The 24075-nt window shown below is 69.7% G+C and carries 25 protein-coding genes and 1 riboswitch; of the genes, 12 read left to right on the top strand and 13 right to left on the bottom strand.

What is annotated here, in order from left to right:
- Positions 1-8: 8 nt before the first annotated feature.
- The 3 genes from AC5Y31_RS11645 to AC5Y31_RS11635 all read right to left on the bottom strand — a co-directional run bounded on the left by AC5Y31_RS11645 (position 9) and on the right by AC5Y31_RS11635 (position 4919).
- A complete protein-coding gene (locus AC5Y31_RS11645) occupies positions 9-1661 on the bottom strand; it encodes a DNA repair helicase XPB (RefSeq protein ID WP_065023022.1) in 1653 nt (550 codons plus the stop codon).
- Between the two features lie 7 nt (positions 1662-1668).
- Positions 1669-2550 (bottom strand): phytanoyl-CoA dioxygenase family protein, encoded by an 882-nt coding sequence (locus tag AC5Y31_RS11640; RefSeq protein ID WP_499980489.1) that lies wholly within the window; start codon positions 2548-2550, stop codon positions 1669-1671.
- A gap of 62 nt (positions 2551-2612) precedes the next feature.
- Positions 2613-4919 carry a helicase-associated domain-containing protein gene (locus tag AC5Y31_RS11635; protein ID WP_499980488.1) on the bottom strand — a complete coding sequence of 769 codons (2307 nt, stop codon included), beginning with the start codon at positions 4917-4919 and terminating at the stop codon, positions 2613-2615.
- A 54-nt stretch (positions 4920-4973) separates the two neighbouring features.
- Between AC5Y31_RS11635 and AC5Y31_RS11630 the strand changes: the two genes are divergently transcribed.
- The 4 genes from AC5Y31_RS11630 to AC5Y31_RS11615 are packed head-to-tail and all read left to right on the top strand — an operon-like array spanning position 4974 to position 6579.
- Complete coding sequence (locus AC5Y31_RS11630) at positions 4974-5171, top strand: hypothetical protein (RefSeq protein ID WP_301631309.1); 198 nt, start codon at positions 4974-4976, stop codon at positions 5169-5171.
- Positions 5172-5183: 12 nt separating this feature from the next.
- Complete coding sequence (gene moaC / locus AC5Y31_RS11625; protein ID WP_065023031.1) at positions 5184-5657, top strand: cyclic pyranopterin monophosphate synthase MoaC; 474 nt, start codon at positions 5184-5186, stop codon at positions 5655-5657.
- Between the two features lie 29 nt (positions 5658-5686).
- Positions 5687-6145 carry a MogA/MoaB family molybdenum cofactor biosynthesis protein gene (locus tag AC5Y31_RS11620; RefSeq protein ID WP_499980788.1) on the top strand — a complete coding sequence of 153 codons (459 nt, stop codon included), beginning with the start codon at positions 5687-5689 and terminating at the stop codon, positions 6143-6145.
- A complete protein-coding gene (locus tag AC5Y31_RS11615) occupies positions 6142-6579 on the top strand; it encodes a molybdenum cofactor biosynthesis protein MoaE (protein ID WP_499980486.1) in 438 nt (145 codons plus the stop codon). The genes AC5Y31_RS11620 and AC5Y31_RS11615 overlap by 4 nt, the downstream gene beginning before the upstream one ends.
- A gap of 54 nt (positions 6580-6633) precedes the next feature.
- Here AC5Y31_RS11615 and AC5Y31_RS11610 read toward each other — a convergent pair whose 3' ends face one another.
- From AC5Y31_RS11610 to moaA, 3 genes are all read right to left on the bottom strand, one after another.
- A complete protein-coding gene (locus AC5Y31_RS11610; RefSeq protein ID WP_499980485.1) occupies positions 6634-7623 on the bottom strand; it encodes a transglycosylase family protein in 990 nt (329 codons plus the stop codon).
- Between the two features lie 9 nt (positions 7624-7632).
- Positions 7633-7848: riboswitch (cyclic di-AMP (ydaO/yuaA leader) on the bottom strand.
- A 377-nt stretch (positions 7849-8225) separates the two neighbouring features.
- Positions 8226-8504 carry a MoaD/ThiS family protein gene (locus tag AC5Y31_RS11605; RefSeq protein WP_499980484.1) on the bottom strand — a complete coding sequence of 93 codons (279 nt, stop codon included), beginning with the start codon at positions 8502-8504 and terminating at the stop codon, positions 8226-8228.
- A 3-nt stretch (positions 8505-8507) separates the two neighbouring features.
- Positions 8508-9644: a GTP 3',8-cyclase MoaA gene (gene moaA, locus AC5Y31_RS11600; protein ID WP_499980482.1), complete on the bottom strand. Its 1137-nt coding sequence runs from the start codon at positions 9642-9644 to the stop codon at positions 8508-8510.
- Positions 9645-9859: 215 nt separating this feature from the next.
- On the opposite strand from moaA, the gene AC5Y31_RS11595 reads away from it, so the two are divergent.
- The 3 genes from AC5Y31_RS11595 to AC5Y31_RS11585 all read left to right on the top strand — a co-directional run bounded on the left by AC5Y31_RS11595 (position 9860) and on the right by AC5Y31_RS11585 (position 13371).
- Positions 9860-10270 (top strand): cold-shock protein, encoded by a 411-nt coding sequence (locus AC5Y31_RS11595; RefSeq protein ID WP_064856730.1) that lies wholly within the window; start codon positions 9860-9862, stop codon positions 10268-10270.
- Between the two features lie 108 nt (positions 10271-10378).
- On the top strand, positions 10379-12319 hold the full coding sequence (locus AC5Y31_RS11590; protein ID WP_499980481.1) for an acyl-CoA dehydrogenase family protein: 1941 nt from the start codon (positions 10379-10381) through the stop codon (positions 12317-12319).
- 35 nt (positions 12320-12354) lie between these two features.
- A complete protein-coding gene (locus AC5Y31_RS11585) occupies positions 12355-13371 on the top strand; it encodes a glutathione S-transferase family protein (RefSeq protein WP_065023013.1) in 1017 nt (338 codons plus the stop codon).
- Here AC5Y31_RS11585 and AC5Y31_RS11580 read toward each other — a convergent pair.
- Together AC5Y31_RS11580 and AC5Y31_RS11575 are read right to left on the bottom strand one after the other, a co-directional pair.
- On the bottom strand, positions 13356-13865 hold the full coding sequence (locus AC5Y31_RS11580) for a DUF2771 domain-containing protein (RefSeq protein WP_065023012.1): 510 nt from the start codon (positions 13863-13865) through the stop codon (positions 13356-13358). The two genes, AC5Y31_RS11585 and AC5Y31_RS11580, sit on opposite strands and share 16 nt — an antisense overlap.
- A gap of 7 nt (positions 13866-13872) precedes the next feature.
- Complete coding sequence (locus tag AC5Y31_RS11575) at positions 13873-15540, bottom strand: MFS transporter (RefSeq protein ID WP_499980479.1); 1668 nt, start codon at positions 15538-15540, stop codon at positions 13873-13875.
- A gap of 122 nt (positions 15541-15662) precedes the next feature.
- On the opposite strand from AC5Y31_RS11575, the gene AC5Y31_RS11570 reads away from it, so the two are divergent.
- Positions 15663-16601 (top strand): DUF3027 domain-containing protein, encoded by a 939-nt coding sequence (locus AC5Y31_RS11570; RefSeq protein WP_499980477.1) that lies wholly within the window; start codon positions 15663-15665, stop codon positions 16599-16601.
- On the opposite strand, the gene AC5Y31_RS11565 is transcribed toward AC5Y31_RS11570, so the two are convergent.
- The 3 genes from AC5Y31_RS11565 to AC5Y31_RS11555 are packed head-to-tail and all read right to left on the bottom strand — an operon-like array spanning position 16598 to position 17908.
- Positions 16598-17101, bottom strand: coding sequence for a hypothetical protein (locus tag AC5Y31_RS11565; protein WP_499980474.1), 504 nt, complete (start codon positions 17099-17101; stop codon positions 16598-16600). The two genes, AC5Y31_RS11570 and AC5Y31_RS11565, sit on opposite strands and share 4 nt — an antisense overlap.
- Before the next feature lie 55 nt (positions 17102-17156).
- Positions 17157-17612, bottom strand: a complete 456-nt coding sequence (locus AC5Y31_RS11560; RefSeq protein WP_065023008.1) for an SRPBCC family protein — start codon at positions 17610-17612, stop codon at positions 17157-17159.
- A 26-nt stretch (positions 17613-17638) separates the two neighbouring features.
- Positions 17639-17908 carry a DUF2530 domain-containing protein gene (locus AC5Y31_RS11555; protein WP_065023007.1) on the bottom strand — a complete coding sequence of 90 codons (270 nt, stop codon included), beginning with the start codon at positions 17906-17908 and terminating at the stop codon, positions 17639-17641.
- A gap of 39 nt (positions 17909-17947) precedes the next feature.
- Here AC5Y31_RS11555 and AC5Y31_RS11550 point away from each other — a divergent pair, with 39 nt between their 5' ends.
- Both AC5Y31_RS11550 and AC5Y31_RS11545 read left to right on the top strand, forming a co-directional pair.
- The gene (locus AC5Y31_RS11550; protein ID WP_499980472.1) at positions 17948-18775 is read left to right on the top strand and encodes a TrmH family RNA methyltransferase; all 828 of its coding nucleotides are present in this window, start codon (positions 17948-17950) and stop codon (positions 18773-18775) included.
- Positions 18772-19047, top strand: coding sequence for a DUF2537 domain-containing protein (locus AC5Y31_RS11545; protein WP_065023005.1), 276 nt, complete (start codon positions 18772-18774; stop codon positions 19045-19047). Before AC5Y31_RS11550 ends, AC5Y31_RS11545 begins: the two co-directional genes overlap by 4 nt.
- Here AC5Y31_RS11545 and sepH read toward each other — a convergent pair.
- Positions 19038-19823: a septation protein SepH gene (sepH, locus tag AC5Y31_RS11540; protein ID WP_065023004.1), complete on the bottom strand. Its 786-nt coding sequence runs from the start codon at positions 19821-19823 to the stop codon at positions 19038-19040. The two genes, AC5Y31_RS11545 and sepH, sit on opposite strands and share 10 nt — an antisense overlap.
- A 103-nt stretch (positions 19824-19926) precedes the next feature.
- A complete protein-coding gene (serC, locus tag AC5Y31_RS11535) occupies positions 19927-21045 on the bottom strand; it encodes a phosphoserine transaminase (protein WP_499980470.1) in 1119 nt (372 codons plus the stop codon).
- 184 nt (positions 21046-21229) lie between these two features.
- Between serC and AC5Y31_RS11530 the strand changes: the two genes are divergently transcribed.
- Positions 21230-22270, top strand: a complete 1041-nt coding sequence (locus AC5Y31_RS11530) for an AurF N-oxygenase family protein (protein WP_064856741.1) — start codon at positions 21230-21232, stop codon at positions 22268-22270.
- A gap of 20 nt (positions 22271-22290) precedes the next feature.
- Positions 22291-23982 carry an FAD-dependent oxidoreductase gene (locus AC5Y31_RS11525; protein ID WP_499980468.1) on the top strand — a complete coding sequence of 564 codons (1692 nt, stop codon included), beginning with the start codon at positions 22291-22293 and terminating at the stop codon, positions 23980-23982.
- Positions 23983-24075: the final 93 nt, after the last annotated feature.

Here is a 24075-nt window from a genome sequence, read left to right as displayed (position 1 = left end):
GGGTCGCGTCAGATCGCCGGGCCGAGCAGGTCGTCGGCGTCGCGGATGATGTAGCCGTAGCCCTGCTCGGCCAGAAACCGCTGCCGGTGCGCCGCGTATTCGGCGTCCAGACTGTCGCGGGCCACCACCGAATAGAAAATCGCGCCGCCGCCGGCAGCTTTGGGGCGCAGCAGCCGGCCGAGCCGCTGGGCCTCCTCCTGGCGAGAGCCGAAGGTGCCCGAGACCTGCACGGCCACCGAGGCCTCCGGCAGGTCGATGGAGAAGTTGGCGACCTTGGACACCACCAGCGTGGAGATTTCACCGCGGCGGAAAGCGTCGAACAGCTTCTCCCGTTCGGCGGTGCGCGTCGAGCCCTGGATGACCGGGGCGTCCAGCTGCTCGCCCAGTTCCTCCAGCTGGTCGAGATAGGCGCCGATCACCAGGGTCTGCTCGCCGGGATGCTGCTTGAGGATCGAGCGCACCACCGCGATCTTGGAGTGCACCGTCGAGCACAGCTTGTAGCGCTCCTCGGGTTCGGCGACGGCGTAGGTCATCCGCTCGCTCTCGGTCATGGTGACCCGCACCTCGATGCATTCGGCCGGGGCGATCCAGCCTTGGGCCTCGATGTCCTTCCACGGGGCGTCGTAGCGTTTCGGCCCGATCAGGGAAAACACGTCGCCTTCGCGGCCGTCCTCGCGGATCAGGGTGGCGGTCAACCCGAGGCGGCGGCGCGACTGCAGATCGGCGGTCATCCGGAACACCGGCGCGGGCAGCAGGTGCACCTCGTCGTAGATGATCAGCCCCCAGTCGCGACTGTCGAACAACTCCAGGTGCCGGTATTCGCCCTTGGTGCGCCGGGTGATCACCTGATAGGTGGCGATGGTGACCGGCCGGATCTCCTTGCGCTCCCCGGAGTATTCGCCGATCTCCTCTTCGGTCAGCGAGGTGCGCGCGATCAGCTCGCGTTTCCACTGCCGGCCGGCGACGGTGTTGGTGACCAGGATCAGCGTGGTAGCACCGGCTTTGGCCATCGCCGCGGCGCCCACCAGCGTTTTGCCGGCACCGCAGGGCAGCACCACCACCCCCGAGCCGCCCGACCAGAACGAGTCGGCGGCCATCTCCTGGTAGTCGCGCAGCGCCCAGCCGTCCTGCTCCAGCGCGATCGGATGCGCCTCGCCGTCGACGTAGCCGGCCAGATCCTCCGCGGGCCAACCGATTTTGAGCAGCATCTGCTTGACTCGGCCGCGCTCGCTGGGATGCACCACCACGGTGTCGTCGTCGATGCGGGCGCCGAGCATCGGGGTGATCTTCTTGTTTCGCAGCACCTCCTCGAGCACCGCACGATCCAGGCTGACCAGGGTCAGGCCGTGCACCGGGCTCTTCACCAGCTGCAGGCGCCCGTAGCGGGCCATGGTGTCGACGATGTCGACCAGCAGCGGCTGGGGCACCGCGTAGCGGGAGTGGGTGACCAGGGCGTCGACCACCTGTTCGGCGTCGTGACCGGCCGCGCGGGCGTTCCACAACGCCAGCGGGGTGATGCGGTAGGTGTGGATGTGCTCGGGGGCGCGTTCCAATTCGGCGAACGGCGCGATCGCAGCACGCGCTGCGCCAGCCTGCTCATGGTCGACCTCGAGCAACACGGTCTTGTCGGATTGGACGATCAACGGCCCGTCGGTGCTCATGCGCCCATTATCCGGGGCGCACCGACACGGCCGCGCCGCCCTGTTCGAGCAGCCGCAACGGATGCATACCGTCGACCGCGCCCACAAAAGGTGGATGGATGCTGTAGCCGAGCATCCGTTTGATGTCGTCGGAGAGCCCCCGGGCCGTGGCCGGCGGCACCGATAGGGTGAACGCCTCCATCGGGCGCAGCCACGGTTGGCAGTACTGCGCGGTGACGGCCAGCCGTGCCCCGGTCGAGTGGTTGGCGCCGCCGCCGTGCCACAGCGTCGAGACGAAGAACACGCAGGAGCCGGCGGGCATCACCACCGGCCTGCGCACGTCGGCGTCGCCCGGTTCGCGGCGGCCCCAGCGCTGGCTGCCCGGCAGCACGACGGTGGCGCCGTTGTCTTCGGTGAAGTCGTCGATCGCCCAGATGGTTGCCGCTCCCAGCGGCGGGTGCGGCCTCGGAACGGGATAGAACCCGTCGTCGACATGCAGCAGCTGCGCCGATTCGCCTGGCTGGATGTTGATGGCCTGCAGGATCGACAGCAGATAGTTGGGCAGCAGCAGCCGGTCGAGGACCGCCAGCACCCGCGGATGCTCGACGAGCCGGTCGCACAGCCGGGTCTTGTTCAGCAGACCGTAGGCGCGCTGAGTGCGATTGCCTTCGAAGGAATTCCGTCCGGTGTGGCCCAGCAGCGGGCTTACCTCGGCGCGGATCGCGGCGCATTCGTCGCCGTCGAGCAGTCCTTCCCAGATGAGGTAGCCGTCGCGGTCGAGGGCGGCGAGGTCGGCGTCGACCAGCTCCTCGTCGACCTGGGCGCCGCCGGTGGGCGTGGGGTGGTAGCGGCCGGCCAGATCACCGCGCAGGTCGGCGTAGCCCAGCGGCTGTTCGCGATCGACGGTCACGATGGGTGGTCCCTTCGATGAGCCCGTAGACCATGCTACGAGCCACCGTCGGGAAGCGTGGCCTACTGATTCCCGTCGGCGGCCGAGATGGTCGTGATGCGGTGGATGGTGAACTCGCGCATCTGGCCCGAGGTCGAGTCGAATGCCACCAACTGGCCGCCGCGGACCAGCACGGGGGAGACCTCCCGCTGGGTGGCCACCCCGGCGGCGTCGACGTAGCCGATCAGCACCGTGGACCCCTCGCTGGCGGCGCGCTTCAGCAGGATCATCGCGGTCACCGGCTCCAACCGGATGTTGTCGAACGGCGCCGAGGTCACCGTGCGCAGCACCCGCACCAGCGAGGTCAAGCTCTCGCCACTGGGCCCGGCGACCGGCCGGTGGCCGCGGCGCTCGGCCGGCGTCGGCACCCGCACCCCGCGGGGGCGGATGTCGACGATCGTTCCGCTGGCATCTTCGGCGGCCGGGGCGAAACCGGCGTCGCGCAACGCCGCCAGCACGTCGGCGATCGGGGCCTGGGCCACCGCCACCGTCGGGGCCAACACCCGCAGACCGAGCGCCTCGGCGGCCGGAACCGCGGCCGCCTGAGCCAGCAGGGCCGGATCCTCGCAGCGCACGAAGGACGCCGCCATCCCGATCCGCAGCTGCCCGTGCCGGCGCGCGACGTCGTCGATCAAGTAGGTGAGCCCTTGCGGCACCGGGGTCTTCGAGTGCTTTCCGAAGAACGCGTGCAATCCGGCGCCGGTGCGGCCGACGTCCAGAGCGGCCCGGATGGTCTGTTCGGAGACCCGGTAGACCATCGCCGCCCCGGCCGATTCCACGGTGGCCACCACGCCCAACTCTTCGGCCAGCTCGCGCTTCAGCGGTCCGGGCACCACCACGGTCAGGTCGGCTTGCACCAGGAAATGGTCGATCGGCTCGGGAAGCGCCTTGGTCATGGCCGACACGGCCGCGAGGGCGGCGGGCTCGGCTGCGCCATTGGACAAGCCGGCCAGCAACGCCCGCCCCGGGGAGCTGATGGCGCCGCGGCCCAGCACGCCCAGGGCGTGCGCCTCGTCGAGCAGCTCGCCCACCGGCCCGGGCTGCAGCCGATTGGCCCAGCGCGGCCGCCGCCAGATCAAAGCCTGGGATGCGGAGACGGCGTCGGCGCCGGCACCGACGGGCAGTTCAGCGAGCATGCCCAGCAGCAGCCGGCGATCCAGTGGGGCGGCGGTGGAGAACAGCGGCGTGGACAGCGCCGCCCGCGGTTTGCCGTCCGCGCCGCGGCTGCCGATCAGTCCCGGCCGGGCCGGCAGCTCCAGCCAGGTGGCGGCCAGCAGCTGCCAGCGCTCGGCGGTCGGTCGCTCGGCGAACCGGTCGGCCAGCACCGTCGGCGCCCAGTACGGCCCGTCCGCGTCGGGCCACTCCCGCTGGTCGACGGTGGTGGGGTCGGGATAGTCGGAGGCGATCAGCCGGGCGGTGGCGGCCACCTCGAGCAGCAGGCCCAGCCGGGTCTCGTCGACGCCGGTCGTCTTGGCCAGCCGCTTGACCTCGCGGACACCCAGCCCGCCGGTGCGCAGCTCCGGCACCGGCGTATCGCCCAGGCTGGTGAGCAGCACGTCGAGTTCGCGCAGCAGGTCGATCACCGCGCCCGCGGCGGCCGCGTCGACATCGGCGGCCGTGGTCTGCGACACCACCGGGTCGGGGGCGCGCAGGGCGGTCGGGCAGGGCTGCTCACCGCGCAGCACCTGGCCGACCAGGCGCGGCAGGATCACCGTTTCGTCGTCGATGCGGCGCAACAGCCCCGCCGCCAGCAGCCGCGGCACCGGATGCTCCGGCGGCGCGCCGGGGCCGGCGTCGCGGGTGCGGCCGATCGGGGAGCCCGCCAGCAGCTTGTCCAGCAGGTCGCGCTGCGGGCCGTCCAGATCGGCGATGGCCCCGGCGATGTGTTCGGTCGCCGGATCCTCCTGGGTGACCTGGCCCGGGTGCCACGGCAAGCCGGCCCCGGCCTCGGCGGCCACCCGCAGCACACCGTCGGGGGGCTGATGCGAACCCCAGCACAGCGCCCGTTCGATCAGGTCGGCTATCGCCTCGTGCACCGCCTCAGCGGGTGCGCGCTCACCGATCAGCGTCAGCAGATCGGCCACCGGTACCGCGGCGGCGTCGGCATCCAGCACCAGCAGGGCGTCGATCACGGCGAGCCGCAGGAAGTCCAGCTCGTCGGTGGCCGCCCGGACCGACTGGCGGGCCTGCGCCCGCGCGGCCAGGGCGGCGATGCTGCCCGGCGGCGGTTGGGCGAGGTCGGGCCGCAGCTCCAGTAGCCGGATCAGACCCTCGTCGGGCAGGTCGGCCAGCCACGATCCCAGCGGCACACCCCGCGCGTGTTCGGTCATCGACGACCAGCGTAAGGCCCAACCGGTGAGCGACGCCGATCGCGACCTGTCAGAATGGGAGCCGTGGCTGCGAAACAGGACAACAAGAACCGGTACGTCGACAACGGGTGGCCCGAGACCGACGGCGAACCGGCAGTGAGCGAGCTGCGCACCGACCGGGCCGGGGCGCTATCACCGTTCGGGGACCTGGTCTTCCCCCTCGCGTCCGAGAAGCTGCCCTACCTGCATCCGGTCACCGTCGTCAACCGGTAGGCGGTGACCACCATGGCCGGGCCGCTCTCCCACCTCGACGAACGCGGTGCGGCCCACATGGTCGACGTCACCGCCAAGGCGGCCACCAAGCGCACCGCCGTCGCCGCCGGAGTGCTGCGCACCACCGCGGAAGTGGTGCAGCTGATCTCGGCCGGCGGGCTGCCCAAGGGCGATGCGCTGGCGACCGCGCGGGTGGCCGGCATCATGGCCGCCAAGCGCACCAGCGATCTGGTCCCGCTCTGCCACCAGCTGGCGCTCACCGGCGTCGACGTCGACTTCACCATCGGCGAATCCCAGATCGACATCACCGCCTCGGTACGCACCACCGACCGCACCGGGGTGGAGATGGAGGCGCTCACCGCGGTCAGCGTGGCGGCCCTGACCCTCTACGACATGATCAAGGCCGTCGACCGCGCCGCGGTCATCGGCGACATCCGGGTGTTGGCCAAAGAGGGCGGGCGCACCGGAGCCTGGGAGCGCCGGTGACCGCCGCACGCGCCCGCACCGCCCACGTCATCATCGCCTCCACCCGCGCCTCGGCCGGGGTGTACAACGACCGCACCGGGCCGGTCATCGCCGACTGGCTGGCGCAGCGCGGCTTCGCGCCGGCGCAGCCCGAAGTCGTCTCCGACGGTGAAGCCGTCGGCGCGGCGTTGCGGGCCGCGGTGGCAGCGCCCGTGGACCTGGTCATCACCTCCGGGGGCACCGGAATCTCGCCGACTGACGACACCCCGGCGCAGACGGCCGCGGTGCTCGACTACGAGATTCCCGGACTGTCCGACGCCATCCGCCGCTCCGGCCTACCGAAGGTCCCGACGTCGGTGCTGTCCCGGGGCATGTGCGGTGTGGCCGGGCGGACGCTGATCGTCAACCTGCCCGGCTCGACCGGCGGAGTGCGCGACGGGCTCGGGGTGCTCGCTGACGTCTTGGATCACGCCCTGGATCAGCTCGCCGGCGGAGACCACGAACGATGACGGCCACCGGCGCGCTGGTGCTGCGGGCGGCGGTCACCGAAGAGCCCATCCTGCTGACCGAACACGAGGAGCTGGTCGGTCATCGGGCCGCGGGTGCGATTGTCGGCTTCGTCGGCATGATCCGCGACCACGACCACGGCCGGCAGGTGACCCGACTGGAGTACTCCGGGCACCCGACGGCGGAACAGGTGCTGGCCGAGGTGCTGGCAGAGATCGCCCAACAGTCCCCCGGGGTCCGCGCGCTGGCGGCCAGCCACCGGGTCGGCGCCCTGCACATCGGTGATGCCGCGCTGGTGGCCGCCGTGGCCGCCGATCACCGCCGGGAGGCCTTCGAGGCGTGCGCGCTGCTGGTCGACACCATCAAGGAGCGGCTGCCGGTCTGGAAGCACCAGTTCTTCGCCGACGGCACCGAGGAATGGGTCGGCTCGGCCTAAGACATAGAAACGAAAGAGGGGGCCGGCGAACCGGCCCCCTCTTTTCGTGTGGTCCTAGACGACGCGCGCGGGCTGCTGCGCGAACGCGGCCAGCGCGTCGTTGCCGCTGACATTCTCCGACCGGATGGCCTGCCACAGCTGCTGATGGAAGCCGACCGAGACGGCCTGCGCCTTCTCACCCTCGGGGGCCGGGGCTGCCTCGTCGCCGGACGCGGGCGCCTCGGGAGCAGGTGCCTCGGGAGCGGGAGCATCGGGCGGTTGCGGCATCCACCAGGGTGCCTCGGGAGCCGGCGGCGGGACATCCTCGGCAACCGGGGCGGGCGCCTCGGGAGCCGGAGCCTCGGGGGCCGGTGCCTCGGGGGCCGGTGCCTCGGGAGCCGGTGCCTCGGGAGCCGGTGCTTCGGGAGCCGGCGGCAGGTCCTCGGCGATCGGGGGAGCCTCAGGGGCCGGGGCCTCGGGGGCGGGAGCCTCCGGAGCGGGCGGCATCCAGCCGACCGGGGCCGCCGGTGCGGCGCCCTCCTCGACGGGTGCCGGGGCCTCGGGGGCCGGCGGAGCCCACCACGGTGCCGGCTCGGGAGCAGGCGGCGGGGCCATCGGGTTGTCCATGGCCACGGTCTGGCCATTGATCTCCGGGTTGTCGATGGGCGCGTCGGCCGGAGCCGGGGGAACCTCGCGCTGCGACGCACCGGACAGGCCGCGGCCGCAGACCGGCCACGCTCCGCGCCCCTGGCGCGCCAGTACGTTCTCGGCGATGGCGATCTGCTGCTCGCGGCTGGCCAGGTGCGCCGACGGGGCGTACTTGCCGCCGCCGTTGCTGCTCCAGGTGCTCGGCGAGAACTGCAGGCCGCCCTGGTAGCCGTTGCCGGTGTTGATGCCCCAGTTGTTACCGGATTCGCATCGGGCGACGTGGTCCCATTCGTCATCGGTGGCCGCGGCGGCGTGCCCGGCGAGGGCGAGGCTGCCGCCACCGATCACGGCACCGGTGAAGGCGATTTTGGCGATGTTGACGTTCGACTGGGTGGGCTTGCGATGCCGTCCACTCATACGGTGGTGAATTCCTCTCTGTCTACGCCTGCGAGGTCAGCGTCGGGTTCGGGCCAGCACAACTGCCCGGCGTTAACGCACCGTGGTGCGTGCTACGGCTTCACCCCAAGGGGCCGAGGGTGGCCCCAGGTCCGCTCGCGGCGGACCGGTCGGGTCCCCCGCCTCCATCCATCAGGTATTTGTCGGTTTCCCCGCCCGTTGGATGGAGTTCGGCGCTACGGGAGAGGAAAGGTGGATCGACCGGAAGATTTTCGATGCACCCGGAGATGTACCGTAACCGGTCTTACTGGCATCGTCACGCTTGGCGCGCCCGGGTGTTTTCACTGCTGGTTCTTCTCAAAACACCAGGAATCGGCCACATCAGCGCAGGTCAGAGCATGCGCTACCAAGCCGTTGTCAGTCCGTGATCAATTCGTTATGTGACGTAAATCATGTCATCCGCCGGGTTTGATGCGGCGGTCCAGCTTCGCCTCTCCTTCGTCGAGGCTCGCTAACCGCCGAATTCATTGCGGCGGTCCAGCTTCGCCTCTCCTTCGTCGAGGCTCGCTAACCGCCGAATTCATTGCGGCGGTCCAGCTTCGCCTCTCCTTCGTCGAGGCTCGCTAACCGCCGGCGAACGGCGGCAGTACGTCGATGGTCTCGCCGGGCCGAAGCGCCGCCGCCTGGTCGCGCACCGCGACCCCGTCACGCAGGTAGGAGCAGCGTCCCAGCACCGTCGCCAGCCGCTCATTTCCGCGCGCGAGCGTCTCGGCGAGCGCGGCCACGCCGGCGCCGGCCGGCACCTGAATGGTCTCCGATTCGACGCCGGCGGCCGCTCGCGCCGCGGCGAAGTAGCGGACGGTCACCGCAACGGCGGTGAGGCTGTCGATCTGCTGCGTCATGGGTCAACCACCTATCGCACTCATCGGGCGATCCGGCTGAATGAAATCCGGATCGTTGATGCCATGGCCGGCCTTCTTGGTCCACATGGCGGCTCGCCATGCCTGCTCGATGGCGTCGTCGTCGGAGCCGTCCCGCAACAGCGCCCGTAGATCGGATTCCTCGGCGGCGAAGAGGCAGTTGCGGATCTGGCCGTCGGCGGTCAGCCGGGTCCGGTCGCAGTCACCGCAGAACGGGCGGGACACCGAGGCGATGATCCCGAAGGTGCCGGCCGGGTGATCCGGGCCCTCGTCCACCAGCCACACCTCGGCCGGTGCGGAACCGCGCGGCTTCGGGTCGGGTCGCAGCGCGAACTGGGCCTGCACCATCTCCAGCAGTTGCTCGACACCTAGGCCGGCGTCGCGGTTCCAGTTGTGGTCGGCGTCCAGCGGCATCATCTCGATGACCCGCAGCTGGTAGCCGTGCTGCAGGCAGAAGCGCAGCAGGTTGACGATGTCCTCGCCGGCGACCTTGGGCGCGAGCACCGCGTTGACCTTGATCGGCTTCATGCCGGCCTGCGCGGCGGCGTCCAGGCCGTCGAGCACGTCGGGCAGCCGATCCCGCCGGGTGATCTCGGCGAAGTGGGCGCGGTCGACGGTGTCCAGCGACACGTTGATCCGGTCCAGCCCGGCAGCCACCAGGGCGCCGGCGCGCCGGGCCAGCCCCAGGCCGTTGGTGGTCAGCGCGATCTCGGGACGCGGCTGCAGGCTCGCCGCGGCGGCCACCACGTCCTCGAGATGGCGGGCCAGCAACGGCTCGCCGCCGGTGAACCGGATGTCGGTGATGCCCAGCCGGGTGACGCCGATCCGCATCAGCCGGATCAGCTCGTCGTCCTGCAGGAGGTGCTGGCTGGGAATCCAGTCCAGGCCTTCGGCCGGCATGCAGTAGGTGCAGCGCAGGTTGCACCGGTCGGTCAGGGAGATCCGCAGATCGGTGTGCACTCGGCCGAACGTATCGACCAGCGGGCCAGAGGTCGGCATCTGTTGGGCGATGGCTCGCTGCACGGCTTCATCGAAGGCTTGCCGGGCGACGTTCTTGTCGTCCGCGCCGGCGGCGTCCACCTGCGGCGGTGGAGTCTGCAGATCCCGTTGCCTCAACGTCATGTGCGTATCCGATTCGGTTGGCCGGAGGGCGACCAGAACCCGTTCGGCGTCTGACGCACGTCCTCTCCAGCGGCGCCACCAGCTTACCGAGTAAACCGGGGTGCTCATGCGGGCGTGGTCCGAGTAAGATCGGCAGCCGACGCGTCCTGCGCAGGCGGGACGCTTCCTTTATGTCCCCCGAGTGCGTGATCGTCCAAGACAAGCAGGTGAGACCAGTGCCGACCGGCAAGGTGAAGTGGTACGACGCCGCGAAGGGCTTCGGCTTCCTGTCCCAGGAGGAGGGCGAGGACGTCTACGTCCGCGCCTCGGCCCTGCCGGACGGCGTGGAGGGTCTCAAGGCGGGCCAGCGGGTGGAGTTCGGCGTGGCCGCCGGCCGTCGCGGACCGCAGGCGCTGACCGTCACGCTGATCGATCCGCCGCCGAGCCTGACCCGCAGCCGCCGGGAGGCGGCGCCGGCCGAACACAAGCACAGCCCCGACGAGCTGCACGGCATGGTCGAGGACATGATCACCCTGCTGGAAGGCACGGTGCAGCCCGAACTGCGCAAGGGCAAATACCCCGACCGCAAGACCGCCCGGCAGATCTCCGAGGTGGTCAAGGCCGTGGCGCGCGAGCTCGACGCCTAGCCAAGGCCCGCGGCCAAGGCCCGCGCCGAGGTGTAGCGGCCGGCCTGATCGGGGAACACCGGTTGGTAATCGCTCGACGACGAGCGCTGTCAAACCGGGAGGTGTCCGATGGCACAGCAGGTCACCGAGGAGCAAGCCAGGGCTGTCGCGGAGGAATCCCGCGAAAGTGGTTGGGACAAACCGTCCTTCGCCAAGGGGCTGTTTTTGGGGCGTTTCCCGCTTGAGCTGATTCACCCGTTTCCCCGGCCGTCTGATGACGATGCCGCGCGCACCGAGGAATTCCTGGGCAGGCTGCGGGAGTTCCTTGAAACCGTCGATGGCGCTGTCATCGAACGCGACGCCCGGATTCCGGACGAATACGTCAAGGGTCTGGCGGAGCTCGGCTGTTTCGGGCTGAAGATCCCGGGCGAGTATGGCGGTCTGGGGATGACGCAGGTCGCCTACAACCGGGCGCTGGTGATGGTGTCCAGCGTGCACGCCAGCCTGGGGGCGCTGCTGAGCGCGCATCAGTCGATCGGGGTGCCCGAACCGCTCAAACTGGCCGGCACTGAGGAACAGAAGAAGAAGTTCCTGCCGCGGTGTGCGGCCGGAGCGGTGTCGGCGTTCCTGCTGACCGAGCCCGACGTCGGATCCGACCCGGCCCGGCTGGCCTCGACCGCGACACCGATCGAGGACGGCGCCGCCTACGAACTGGAGGGTGTGAAGCTCTGGACCACCAACGGCGTCGTCGCCGACCTGTTGGTGGTGATGGCCCGCGTGCCCAAGGCCGACGGGCACCGCGGCGGGGTCAGCGCCTTCGTGGTGGAAGCCGACTCACCCGGGATCACCGTCGAACGCCGCAACGCGTTCATGGGGTTGCGCGGGATCGAGAACGGGCTGACCCGGCTGAATGCGGTCCGGGTGCCCGCCGAGAACCTGATCGGGCGCGAGGGCGATGGCCTGAAGATCGCCTTGACCACCCTCAACGCCGGGCGCCTGGCGATCCCTGCGATGGCGACCGGATCGGCGAAGTGGTCGCTGAAGATCGCCCGGGAGTGGTCGCGGGAGCGGGTCCAGTGGGGCAAGCCGGTCGGCGAGCACGAGGCCGTGGCCAAAAAGATCGCGTTCATCGCCGCCACCGGTTACGCGCTGGAGGCGGTGTTGGAGCTGTCCGGTCAGATGGCCGACGAAGGCCGCAATGACATCCGGATCGAGGCGGCGCTGGCCAAGCTGTGGTCCAGCGAGATGGCCTGTGTCATCGCCGACGAGTTGCTGCAGATTCGCGGGGGCCGCGGTTATGAGTCCGCGGAGTCGCTCGCCGCCCGCGGGGAGCGTGCGGTACCGGTGGAACAACTGGTGCGCGACCTGCGGATCAACCGCATCTTCGAGGGATCCAGCGAGATCATGCGGCTGCTGATCGCACGCGAGGCCGTCGACCCACACCTGAGCGCCGCCGGCGAGCTCGCCAACCCCAAAGCCGGTCTGCGGCAAAAGGCCCAATCGGCCGCCGGAGCCAGCGGCTTCTACTCAAAGTGGTTGCCGCAATTGGTTTTCGGCGAAGGTCAGCGTCCCACCGGTTACCATGAGTTCGGCCGGTTGGCGGCGCATCTGCGCTTTGTCGAACGGCATTCGCGCAAGCTGGCGCGCAACACGTTCTACGGCATGGCGCGCTGGCAGGCCGGCTTGGAGAAGAAGCAGGGCTTTTTGGGCCGCGTCGTCGACATCGGGGCGGAGCTGTTCGCGATGGCGGCGGTCTGCGTGCACGCGGAGGCGCAACGGGTGGCTGATGCCGCCGAAGGGCAGCAGGCCTACCAGCTGGCCGACGCGTTCTGTCAGCAGTCGCGCCTGCGGGTCGAGGCGCTGTTCGCCGCGTTGTGGACCAACACCGACGACACCGACGTCGCGCTGGCCCACGCGGTGCTCGAGGACCGCTATACCTGGCTCGAGGACGGCATCCTCGATCCGTCGGAAGGCACCGGACCGTGGATCGCGCACTGGGAGCCGGGTGCCTCCGACGAACCCAATCTGGCCCGGCGCTTCGGGGCCGACTCTGCTGTGCAGCAAAGCTGAGCTCAGCTCTGCACGACCGTGGCACGCTGGTAACCATGGCCTCCTACGTTGCTACCGGTGGCGATTTCAAGCGCGACACCGACTACATCACCACCCGGATCACCGCCGACGGCCGCGACGGGTACCCCGTCGAGCCCGGCCGCTACCGGCTGATCGTCGCGCGGGCCTGCCCGTGGGCCAACCGCACCATCATCGTGCGACGACTGCTCGGTCTGGAAGACGTTCTCTCCATAGGGTTTTGCGGTCCCACCCACGATCAGCGCAGCTGGACCTTCGACCTCGACCCGGGCGGCATCGACCCGGTGCTGAAGATCCCGCGGTTGCAGGACGCCTACTTCAAGCGCTTTGCCGACTACCCCAAGGGCATCACCGTGCCGGCGGTCGTCGACGTGCCCACCGGTGCGGTGGTCACCAACGACTTCGCCCAGATCACCCTGGACTTCTCCACGCAGTGGACGGCCTACCACCGCGACGGCGCCCCGCAGCTGTATCCCGAACCGCTACGCGCCGAGATCGACGAGGTGGCACGGCGGATCTACACCGAGATCAACAACGGCGTCTACCGGTGTGGCTTCGCCGGCAGCCAGGACGCCTACAGCGCCGCCTACGACCGGTTGTTCACCGCACTCGACTGGCTCAGCGAACGACTGGCGGATCAGCGCTACCTGGTGGGCGACACCATCACCGAGGCCGACGTGCGGCTGTTCACCACCCTGGCGCGGTTCGATCCGGTCTATCACGGGCACTTCAAATGCAACCGGCAGAAGCTGTCCGAGATGCCGGTGCTGTGGGCCTACGCGCGAGACCTGTTCCAGACACCCGGGTTCGGCGACACCATCGACTTCGTCCAGATCAAGCGGCACTACTACATCGTGCACGCCGACATCAATCCCTCCGGGATCGTTCCCGACGGCCCGGACCTGGCCAACTGGCTTTCACCGCATGGGCGAGAGGCGCTGGGCGGCAGGCCATTCGGTGACGGGACCCCGCCGGGGCCGGTCCCGGACGCCGAGCGGGTGACCGCCGGCCACGGAGCTCAGCCGAGCGAATGAGCGGCCCACTGCAGGCCCACCGCCCATTCGGCGTGCGGCACCGCGAAGGTCTCGTCGGTGTCCCGGTCCACGACCAGCGTGAGCAGCTGCACCACCAGACCGCGTAGCGGGCCGCGTTGCGGATCGACGGTAGGGACGGTGACCGCCAGGGTGCTGCCCGGCGAATACATCTCACCGGTGGCGTCGCCCGGGTCGTCGTAGAGCCGCAGCAGCCGCCACGGCGCCCGGCTGATCACGCTGTCCACCGAGAGCTGGACCGGATGGCGCTCGTCGACCGCCAGCGTGCCCTTCGCCTCGGTCACGAAGCACTCGTCGAGGTCGAGTACATCGCAGTACAGGTAGGGCCCGGCATGGGTGAGGCGCCCGTTGGAGTAGGCGCTGATCTGCGGCGGTGCCGGCTCGCTGCCGCGGGTGAACCACCAGGTGCCGAACCCGGCGAGCGCCGATGCCGCCACCACCAGCACCGCTACCAGCACGGCCGTCGAGCGTTTCACCTGTTCATCACCCCTGTCTCACCGGGTCGTGGCGGGCGCCGTCGTGCTCGATCAGCACCGGACGGTTGCCCCCCAAACCGGGGATCAACGAGTCGCCGTGGAAGGAAAGGATGGTCTGGGCCAGCCCCGGGATCAGCAGCGCGGTGATCGCGGTGAAGCCCACCCACAGGTCGGTGTATACCAGCACCCCCAGCGCACCGCCGAGCACCCAGGCCAGTTGCAGGGTCGATTCGGTGCGGCCGAACGCCGACGCCCGCGACTCCTCGGGCAGGTCGTCCTGCAGCGCGGCGTCCAGCGACGCCTTCGCGACCGCGCTGGCGCCGGAGGTGACCAGGGCGGCGATGGCGGCCATCACCAGGGTTCCGGCCACCGCCGCCGCCAGCGCGACGGCGGTCACCGCCATGGTGCAGCGCACCACCAGCACCGCGGGCCGGCCCAGTTGCAGTCGGGCGCTGGTGAAGTTGCCGGCGAAGTTACCCAGCCCGGCGGCGGCGCCGATCAGCCCGAGAATGCCCAGCTGCACCCAGCCGTTGGCGTCGTGCTGCTTGGCCACGAACGCCGGGTACAAAAACAGGAAACCCACCATGGCCTTGATCGTGCAGTTACCCCACACCGCGGCGATGATGTTGCGGCCCAGCGGTTGACGCAGCGGTTGGCTCAGCGCCCCGCCGGCCCGTTTGATGTGTTCGGGCCAGCTGCGGCGACGCTCGTTCGAGCGGTAACTCAGCGTGGTCGGGATCTCGCCGGTGGTCACCTCGACCCACCGCGGGATCCGCATCGCCAGGCCCGCCCCGGCCACCGAGACCGCGACGACCACGAACAGCGCCCCGGGCTGGTGAAGCAGCCGGGTGAAGATGTATTCGGCGCCCGCGGCGATGCCGCCGCCGACAATCGTTCCGCCCAGTAGACCGAACATCGTCAATCGGGAATTGACCCGCACCAGGTCGATCGAGGGCGGCATCACCCGCGGCGTCACCGCGCTGCGCAGCACCGTGAACGACTTCGAGAACACCATCATGGCCAGCGCGCACGGGTAGAGCACCCAGGAGCCGAAGGTGCCGGCGGCGCCGTCGTAGTTGGCGATCAGCACCAGAGCCAGCACGGTGCGCAGCGCGAACGACAAGGCGAGCGCCGCGCGCCGGCCGTGCTGGATGCGGTCCAGGGCCGGCCCGATCAAGGGCGCGACCACCGCGAACGGGGCGATGGTCACCAGCAGATACAGTGCCACCCGGCCCTTGCTCTCCCCGGTGGCCGCGGCGAAGAACAAGGTGTTGGCCAGCGCTACGGCCATCGCCGCGTCCACCGCGAAGTTGGCGACCACCGGCCAGGTCAGCGCGGTCAGCCCGGACTTGTCGGCGCCGTCGGCGGTGGCGGCCCGTTGCACCAGCCCGTACATCCGGTAGCCCATTTCGCGGCTGCGGGCTGCGGCCGCCCGGGTCACCGTGACGCGGTCAGCGGTGCCGGCGTCCTCGGGCGGGCTGTGCCGGCGGGGCGCCTCGCTGTGGTCGCGCAGCGGCGGCAGGTAGCGGTTGGCGCTGGGCATCGGCGTGCGCTGCCGCTGGTCACTGGGGTAGTTGGCCATGCCGGGATGCTCGGCGGCCGAGCCGTTTCCGGGTCCGGAGCCAGGACGACGGCGCCGGCCCGGGTCGGGTAGATCACGCCGCCGTGCAGACACGGTTCGATTCTTCCCTATTCCGATCGCCTCGCCGCGCAGGCCGCGATCGTGCCTGCGTGTGGCTGAGCGGACCGCGCTGCGGCAGTATAGGGACGTCATTGAGTGAGAAAAGGACCCGCGTGATGCGACCCAGCGCAGAATCAGACACCGCGACCATCGCCGTACCCGCGGTGCTGGCTGAGGCCGTCGACCAGGCCCGTGTGGCCGTCGCCGAGTTCAGCGGTGCCGACACCGTCGGTGAGCACCTGGGCGTCGACTACGAGGACGCCACCGCCGCCACCCACCGGTTCGCCGCGCTGCTTCCGGGCTATCAGGGCTGGCAGTGGGCCGTCGTGGTCGCGGCCATCCCGGGCTCCGCGCACTCCACCATCAGCGAGGTGGTGCTGGTCCCCGGGCCCACGGCCCTGTTGGCGCCGGAGTGGGTGCCGTGGGACCAGCGGGTCCGGCCCGGTGACCTGGGTCCGGGGGACCTGCTCGCACCGCCCGCCGACGACCCGCGATTGGTCCCGGGCTACACCTCCAGCGGTGACCCGGAGCTCGACGAGGTGGCCGGCGAGATCGGTCTGAGCCGGCGTTGGCTGATGAGCCCGCTGGGCCGCGCCGAGGCGGCCCAGCGCTGGCATGACGGCGACTACGGTCCGGAGTCGGCGATGGCGCGCTCGACCAAACGGGTCTGCCGGGACTGCGGCTTCTACCTGCCGCTGGCCGGCGTGCTCGGCACGGCGTTCGGGGCTTGCGGCAACGAGATGTCCGCCGACGGCCGGGTGGTCGACGCCGAGTACGGCTGTGGCGCCCACAGTGACACCCCGGCACCGGCGGGTACCGGTTCCCCGGCCCACGACCCCTACGACGACGGCGTGCTGGAGATCGTCGAGAGCGCTGCCCCCGCCGAGATCACCGCGGCCGAACCGGCTGAAGAGGTGGCCGAAGCCCCGGCCGAACCGGCTGAAGTGGTGGCCGAAGCCCCGGCCGAGACCGACACTGCCGTCGAAATCGATACTGCCGCTGAAACACCGGCCGTCGAAGCCCCCGCCGAACCGGAAGAGCCGGATACTCCCTAACCGAAGTTGAACAGGTACTCGCCCGGGAGCACCACGGCCATGGTGTAGATGGTGTTGAGCACCAGCCCCGGCAGGCCAAGCACATAGTTGATGATGTCCCGCGGGATGTCGACCGCCTCGCTGAAGGCCATCCCGAAGTCGAGGTTGGCCAGGCTGGTGATGACGTTCTGGACGTCGTTGAACAACGTCCCGGGCAGGCCGAACAGGCTGTTGAAGAACCCTTGGGCGGCAGCCAATTCCGCATTGAACAGACCGGCGATATCGAATGCATCGGCGGTGCCCGGTGCATCGAAGGCGGCCACGTCGGCGAGGATGCCGTCGATGCCGTCGACCAGCGCGCTGCCGGTCAACGCCACCTCGGTGGAGACCGCGGCCACCTCGGCGGCCGCATGCGTGACGATCTCCGGTGCCGCTGCCACCGGCGCCAGGCCGGCGGCCAGCAGTACCGCGGTCGCTGCGATGCCGCTCAGCATTCGAGGGCCGAACTGCGTTGCCTCCATGGCTCCCTCCCACTTTCGACGGTGACGAAGGACATTACCGCACTTGCGGGACGCGTCAGCGGTGTTCGGCGGCTGCCTTGATTCGCGCCAATGAGGCGTTCATGCCCGCGATCAACTCCTGCTCGAAGTTCTCGACCCCGCCCATGAACTTGTTCGTCAAAAACGTGGATACCGAGGTGATTCCGTCGTCGGCGCGGCGGCTCTCGGTGACCCGGGTGCCCTCGGCGGTCGGCTCGAGCTCATAGCTCCACACGCTGTGGTTCTCGGTGACCCGGAAGGCCAGCTTGCGATCCGGGACGTACTCGGTGATGACGGAGCTGGTGGGCCAGTAGAGCCGGCCGCGCCGGTTGAAGTTGAGGGTGCGGGTGCCCGAACGAACCGCACCCAGCGGTTTCATCCACCGGCACTGCGGGCTCCACTCCGGCATCCGCCGGAAGTCGGAGATCAGGTTCCATACCTCGGTGACCGGTGCCTTGATGTCGATCTCTGCCTGCAACAGTGGGGCTGCCATCTCATTCCTCCTTGGATCGAGCAACTTTATTCGTGTTCCAGCCCGGATTGGGCGCCGCGCGCGCCGCGCCGTGCCGCGCCGCGCTGCAACAGAAAGATCGTGGTGCCCAGCACGCCGACGCCCAACCCGGCCACGCTGACCGGCCGCCAGGTCTGGAGGGCCGGTACCGCGAACGCCGCGACGGTCGCGCAGCCGAAGCCGGCGACCCCGGCGCCGATCACCGGCCAGACGCGCAGCAGCGCGGCCGGCAGCGGTGGCGGCTCGGGGGAGGGCTCAGGCGGCAGCTGGGGGGTCATCGCCGTTGACGTTAGCGCCTCGCCGGTAATGTTCGGCCAGTGGCCAGGGTCATCGACGTCGTCGATATCACCGACCCCGCCGATTCTCGGCTGGACGATTTCCGCGACCTGAACAGCATCGACCGCCGCCCGGACCTGCCCACCGGCAGGGGACTGGTGATCGCCGAAGGGGTGCTGGTGGTGCAGCGGATGCTGGCCTCGCGCTTCGCGCCTCGGGCGTTGCTGGGCACCGATCGCCGGCTCACGGAGTTGGCGCCGGACCTCGCCGGCGTCCCCGGAGTGCCCTACTACCGGGTGTCGGCCGAGGTGATGGCCGAGGTGGTGGGTTTTCACCTCAACCGCGGTGTGCTGGCCGCGGCCTCACGAGTGGCCGAACCGACGGTGGCCGATCTGGTCGCCGGCGCCCGGACCATCGCGGTGCTCGAGGGTGTGAACGACCACGAGAACCTGGGGTCGATCTTCCGCAACGGCGCCGGCCTGGGCGTCGACGCGGTGGTGTTCGGCAGTGGCTGCGCCGACCCGCTGTACCGGCGTGCGGTGCGCGTGTCGATGGGGCACGCCCTGCTGGTGCCGTTCGCCCGGTCGGCGGACTGGCCGGCCGATCTGGCGATGCTGCGGCAGAGCGGGTTTCGCCTGCTGGCCATGACCCCGGACCCGCGGGCCGAGACGCTGTCGACGGCGATGGCGAAGGTGCGCGGCGAGCCGGTGGCCGTGCTGGTCGGCGCCGAAGGACCGGGTCTATCGCAGCAGGCCATGCGTGCCAGCGATGTTCGGGTGCGCATCCCGATGTCGCGGGGCACCGACTCCCTCAACGTCGCGACGGCGGCCGCGCTGGCGTTCTACGAGCGCACTAGGCTGCCGGAATGAGTTCCACCCAAACCACGCCGTGGGCAACGGGTTTGACCGTGGCGGCGTTCGTCGCGGCAGTCTCGGGAACCGCTATCGCGGTGCTGAGCCTGGGATTGACCCGGGTGCACCCCGCGGTGGCGGTCGGGCTCAACCTGATCGCGGTGGGCGGGCTGGCGCCCACGATCTGGGGTTGGCGGCGTGCCCCGGTGTTGCGGTGGTTGGCGCTGGGCGCCGCAATCGGCGTGGTTGGAGCGTGGCTCGTGCTGGTGGTGCTGGTCGCTCAGCGCTGACCGGTCGAGCCGGTTGAGCGCACCCCGAGCAGTACGTCCTCCCAACCGGGGACCGACGGCTTGCTGCGACGGGACCGGGCCGTCGAGCGCTGGCGGACCGGCTCCTCTTCCGCCACCGGCGGGGCGGCCGGCTCCTCGAAGGCCAATTCGGCGACCGTGGCCACCGGCCGCAGTGGACGGTCGAAGTCCGGGTCGATCAGCTCCATCGCCGAGTCGTCGACGGCTGTCACCGTGCCGCCGTGCGCGCCCGGGGCGAACCGGAAGTGCGCGACGTTGTCGGAGCGGCCCGCCTTCCAGGCCAGCTGCACCGTCCAGCGTCCGTCGTCGTTGCGCCACGCGTCCCAACTGCTGTGATCGGGGTTGAGGCCGCGCCCCATCAGCGCACTGCTGACCACCTCGAGCAGCGTCGCCACGGCCGGCCCGTCGGCCAGCACCGGGTGCGCGGCGGCCGCCAGCTCCGCGGCGCGCGACCGCTCCAGCAGCACCGGGTGGGCGAACCGCTCCACTCGGGAGACGTCCACGCCGGCCGCGGCGGCCACCTGCTCGACCGACGCGCCGGCACGGATACGGGATTGGATGTCCTTCGGACGCAGCATGATTCCTCCCAGATCGATCTGGGTCTGCCCGACACGATTGCCCTCGCCGCGCACCGCGGACCGCAGCCGGTCGTCGATGCGCAGCCGGAACATGTCGGCGCGTTCGTCCTCACCGCAGACGCTCTCGCAGATGACGTGTTTGCCGTCGACGTCGAGACCTACGACTGTCAATTCCTTCATGACTTCTCCTCGCGAAGGCCCGTTAGCTGCGGACTCTAGTGCAGCAACCGACCGCGGCCGCGGTGACACGCTGGCCTTATAACGAGTTGATTACAGTCGCGCTCTACAGTCGCTCGACGACCCAGTCCACGCACTGCGTCAGTGCGCTGACGTCGTCGGGCTCGACCGCCGGGAACATCGCGATCCGCAGCTGATTGCGGCCCAGTTTGCGGTAGGGCTCGGTGTCGACGATGCCGTTGGCCCGCAGCACCTTGGCCACCGCGGCGGCGTCCACCTCGTCGACGAAGTCGATGGTGCCCACCACCTGTGACCGCAGCGCCGGTTCGGCGACGAACGGTGTGGTGAACGGCCGCTCCTGCGCCCAGGAGTACAGCCGCTGCGACGAATCCGCGGTGCGCTTGACCGCCCAGTCCAGCCCGCCGTTGCCCAACATCCAGTCCAGCTGCTCGGCCATCAACGCCAAGGTGGCGATCGCCGGGGTGTTGTAGGTCTGGTTCTTGGAGCTGTTGTCCACCGCAATCGGCAGGGACAGGAACTCCGGCACCCAGCGGCCCGACGCGGCGATCGCCTCGATACGAGCCAGCGCGGCCGGGCTCATGATCGCCAGCCACAGCCCACCGTCGGAGGCGAAGTTCTTCTGCGGGGCGAAGTAATAGGCGTCGGTCTCGGTGATGTCGACCGGCAGGCCCCCGGCGCCCGACGTCGCATCGATCAGCACCAGGGCGTCACCGGCGCCGTCGGGCCGGCGCACCGGCACCGCCACCCCGGTCGAGGTCTCGTTGTGCGCCCACGCGATGACGTCGACGGACGGGTCGGAGGCCGGCTCCGGGGCGCTGCCGGGCTCGGCCTTGATGATGATCGGGTCGCCGACGAAGGGGTTCTTGGCCACCGCCGAGGCGAACTTCGCGCTGAACTCGCCATAGGTCAGGTGCAGGGAGCGCTTGTCGACCAGGCCGAACGCCGCGGCGTCCCAGAACGCGGTGGAGCCGCCGTTGCCCAGCACCACCTCGTAGCCGTCGGGCACCGAGAACAGCTCGCGGACCCCGGTGCGGACCCGGCCGACGAGGTCTTTGACCGGCGCCTGGCGGTGTGAGGTGCCGAACAGCGGCGCTGCCGTGGTGACCAGCGCGTTCAACTGCTCCGGCCGGACCTTGGAGGGCCCACAACCGAACCGTCCGTCGGCGGGCTTGATGTTGTCCGGGATCGTGAGCTGCTCAGCCATGGTCTCTAGCGTAGACAGCGCCGGGCGGCCACCCGCACGGCAGGTTTATCGTGACCGAAATCACATGAGACACTCGACACCTGTCACGACCACAAGGCGGCTGAAGGTCTGGACGGGTAGGCGATACCTGCGGTACCGTTGTACATAACAAGCCCAAATGTAAACGTCAGTGGGGGTGTCTCCGATGGCTCAGAAAACGGCTCAGAAACCGGCCCGAACCGGCATCGTGCGGCGGTGGCGGGCCAACATGGAAGTGTCCGACGACACTGCCTACGTCGACATGCTCAACACCCTGTCGGAAGGCTCGGTGCGGCGGCACTTCAACCCTTACCTCGACATCGACTGGGACAGCCCGGAATTCAAGGTGTTCGAGAATGACCCGAGGTGGATCCTGCCGGCCACCGATCCGCTGGGCAAGCACGCCTGGTACCAGGCGCAGCCCGAGGACCTGCAGATCAAGATCGGCATGTGGCGCCAGGCCAACGTGGCCAAGGTCGGCCTGCACTTCGAGTCCATCCTGATCCGCGGCCTGCTCAACTACGCGTTCTGGGTGCCCAACGGCTCACCGGAGTACCGCTACTGCCTGCACGAGTCGGTCGAGGAGTGCAACCACACCCTGATGTTCCAGGAGATGGTGAACCACATCGGCGCCGACGTGCCCGGTATGCCGCGGTTCCTCAAGTGGCTGGCGGCGTTCATTCCGCTGGTTGCCGGCCCGTTGCCGATCCCGTTCTGGTTCGGCATCCTCGCCGGCGAGGAGCCCATCGACCACATTCAGAAGGACATCCTGCGCGAGGGCAAGACGCTGCACCCGATCATGGAGAAGGTGATGGCGATCCACGTCGCCGAAGAGGCGCGGCACATCTCGTTCGCGCACGAATACCTCAACAAGCGGGTGCCGACCCTGCCGCGCCGCAAGCGGTTCTGGCTGTCGCTGTTCGTGCCGGTCACCATGCGGATCCTGTGCTCGGCGATCGTCGTTCCGCCGAAGGCGTTCTGGCAGGAGTTCGACATTCCCCGCTCGGTGCGCAAGGACGTGTTCTTCGGGTCCGCCGACGCCCGCCGGATGCTGTCGGACATGTTCGCCGATGTGCGGATGCTCTGCCACGACACCGGGCTGATGAACCCGGTCGCCAAGCTGGTGTGGCGGATGTGCCGGATCAACGGGGCGCCGTCGCGCTTCCGGGCCCAGCCGCAGCGCGCGCACCTGTCGCGCGTCGCCTAAGCCAGCGAGTCCGCCGCCTCATGCCGCACGTCATCAGCCAGGCATGCTGTAACGACGCGTCCTGCGTCTTCGCCTGCCCGGTCTACTGCATTCATCCCAGCCCGGATGAACCGGACTTCGCCACCACGGAGATGCTCTACATCGACCCGGACGCCTGCGTGGACTGCGGCGCCTGCGTGCGGGCCTGCCCGGTCGGCGCGATCTACCCGGACACCGCGCTGCCGCCCGAGCAGCTGCCGTTCATCGAGATCAACAAGTCCTACTACCCCAAGCGGCCCGAGGGGGTGAAGCTGCCGCCGACGTCCAAGCTGGCGCCGATCCTGCCGGCAGCCGAAGTGCACCAGCGCGGCAGGCATCCGCTGACGGTGGCCATCGTCGGCTCGGGTCCGGCGGCCATGTATGCCGCCGACGAGCTGCTGACCCAGCCCGGTGTGCTGGTCAACGTGTTCGAGAAGCTGCCCACCCCCTACGGGCTGGTGCGTGCCGGGGTGGCCCCGGACCACCAGCACACCAAGCTGGTCACCCGCTTGTTCGACGAGATCTCCCGGCGGCGGGGCTTCAACTTCTTCCTCAATGTCGAGGTCGGCAAGCACCTGAGCCATGCCGACCTGCTTCAGTACCACCACGCCGTGCTCTACGCCTCCGGCGCGCTGCATGACCGCCGGTTAAAGGTCGACGGCATGGACTTGGCCGGCACCGGCACCGCCACCGAGCTGGTCGGCTGGTACAACGGGCACCCCGACTTCGTCGATCTGCCGGTCGATCTGAGCCACGAGCGCGTGGTGATCGTCGGCAACGGCAACGTGGCACTCGATGTGGCCCGCATCCTGACCTGTGACCCCGACACGCTGGCCGGCACCGACATCGCCGATCATGCCCTGGCGGTGCTGCGCGAGTCCCGCGTGCAGGAAGTGGTGATCGCGGCCCGGCGCGGGCCGATCGACTCCGCGTTCACCCTGCCCGAACTGGTCGGCCTGACCCAGACCGCCGAGGTGGTGCTCGATGCCGAGGACCATGCCCGGGTGCGCAACGACCTGGCGACCGTGCGCGATGATTTCACCCGGCAGAAACTGGAGATCCTGACCAAGCTGGGTGACACCTCAGCGCCGATCACCAAACCGCGCATCCGGTTCGCCTACCAGCTGACCCCGGCCCGGGTGATCGGCGAAAACCGTGCCACGGCAGTGGAATTCACGGTGACCGGTACCGACGAAGTCCGCCGGCTCGATGCCGGGCTGCTGCTGACCTCGATCGGCTACCACGGCACCCCGATCGCCGACCTGCCGTTCGACGACGCCGCCGGTGTGGTGCCGAACGAGGGCGGTCGCGTCGTCGACCCGGCAACCGGGCAGCCGGTTGCAGGAGCGTACGTGTCCGGGTGGATCAAGCGCGGGACCAACGGCTTCATCGGCACCAACAAATCCGACTCGCTCAAGACCATTCAAGCCCTGGTCGCCGACTACAACGCCGGGGAGCTCAGCGAGCCGATCGGCGGGCCGCGGTCGGTGGCGCGGATGGTGCACGCCCGTCAGCCCGAGGTGATCGACGCCGCCGGCTGGAAGGCCATCGACTCCTCCGAGATCGCCCGCGGCGAAGCGCAGGACCGGCCGCGGGTGAAGTTCACCCGGGTTCCCGACATGCTCGACGAGGTGGAGGATTACTCCGACGTGCCGCTGCTGCAGAACCTGCTGGGAGCGCTGCGGCGCCGCTGATCAGTGATGCCTTGGCCCTCGCGCCGAGCGTGTACTCACTGCGAAAAAACGCGCAGAATTTCGCGGTGGTGACACGTTCGGCGCAAGTGCGAC

The sequence above is a fragment of the Mycobacterium sp. NGS18 genome, assembly GCF_059813185.1.
Note: the sequence above shows the minus strand (reverse complement) of the source record. Positions and strands in the feature narration are given on the sequence as shown.

Bases quoted from the DNA above. Each gene is read 5' to 3' on its own strand.
- AC5Y31_RS11645 (WP_065023022.1), bottom strand. From the start codon at position 1,661: ATGAGCACCGACGGGCCGTTGATCGTCCAATCCGACAAGACCGTGTTG.
- AC5Y31_RS11635 (WP_499980488.1), bottom strand. From the start codon at position 4,919: ATGACCGAACACGCGCGGGGTGTGCCGCTGGGATCGTGGCTGGCCGAC.
- AC5Y31_RS11630 (WP_301631309.1), top strand. From the start codon at position 4,974: ATGGGAGCCGTGGCTGCGAAACAGGACAACAAGAACCGGTACGTCGAC.
- moaC (WP_065023031.1), top strand. From the start codon at position 5,184: ATGGCCGGGCCGCTCTCCCACCTCGACGAACGCGGTGCGGCCCACATG.
- AC5Y31_RS11615 (WP_499980486.1), top strand. From the start codon at position 6,142: ATGACGGCCACCGGCGCGCTGGTGCTGCGGGCGGCGGTCACCGAAGAG.
- AC5Y31_RS11610 (WP_499980485.1), bottom strand. From the start codon at position 7,623: ATGAGTGGACGGCATCGCAAGCCCACCCAGTCGAACGTCAACATCGCC.
- AC5Y31_RS11605 (WP_499980484.1), bottom strand. From the start codon at position 8,504: ATGACGCAGCAGATCGACAGCCTCACCGCCGTTGCGGTGACCGTCCGC.
- moaA (WP_499980482.1), bottom strand. From the start codon at position 9,644: ATGACGTTGAGGCAACGGGATCTGCAGACTCCACCGCCGCAGGTGGAC.
- AC5Y31_RS11590 (WP_499980481.1), top strand. From the start codon at position 10,379: ATGGCACAGCAGGTCACCGAGGAGCAAGCCAGGGCTGTCGCGGAGGAA.
- AC5Y31_RS11585 (WP_065023013.1), top strand. From the start codon at position 12,355: ATGGCCTCCTACGTTGCTACCGGTGGCGATTTCAAGCGCGACACCGAC.
- AC5Y31_RS11570 (WP_499980477.1), top strand. From the start codon at position 15,663: ATGCGACCCAGCGCAGAATCAGACACCGCGACCATCGCCGTACCCGCG.
- AC5Y31_RS11565 (WP_499980474.1), bottom strand. From the start codon at position 17,101: ATGGAGGCAACGCAGTTCGGCCCTCGAATGCTGAGCGGCATCGCAGCG.
- AC5Y31_RS11560 (WP_065023008.1), bottom strand. From the start codon at position 17,612: ATGGCAGCCCCACTGTTGCAGGCAGAGATCGACATCAAGGCACCGGTC.
- AC5Y31_RS11555 (WP_065023007.1), bottom strand. From the start codon at position 17,908: ATGACCCCCCAGCTGCCGCCTGAGCCCTCCCCCGAGCCGCCACCGCTG.
- AC5Y31_RS11545 (WP_065023005.1), top strand. From the start codon at position 18,772: ATGAGTTCCACCCAAACCACGCCGTGGGCAACGGGTTTGACCGTGGCG.
- sepH (WP_065023004.1), bottom strand. From the start codon at position 19,823: ATGAAGGAATTGACAGTCGTAGGTCTCGACGTCGACGGCAAACACGTC.
- serC (WP_499980470.1), bottom strand. From the start codon at position 21,045: ATGGCTGAGCAGCTCACGATCCCGGACAACATCAAGCCCGCCGACGGA.
- AC5Y31_RS11530 (WP_064856741.1), top strand. From the start codon at position 21,230: ATGGCTCAGAAAACGGCTCAGAAACCGGCCCGAACCGGCATCGTGCGG.
- AC5Y31_RS11525 (WP_499980468.1), top strand. From the start codon at position 22,291: ATGCCGCACGTCATCAGCCAGGCATGCTGTAACGACGCGTCCTGCGTC.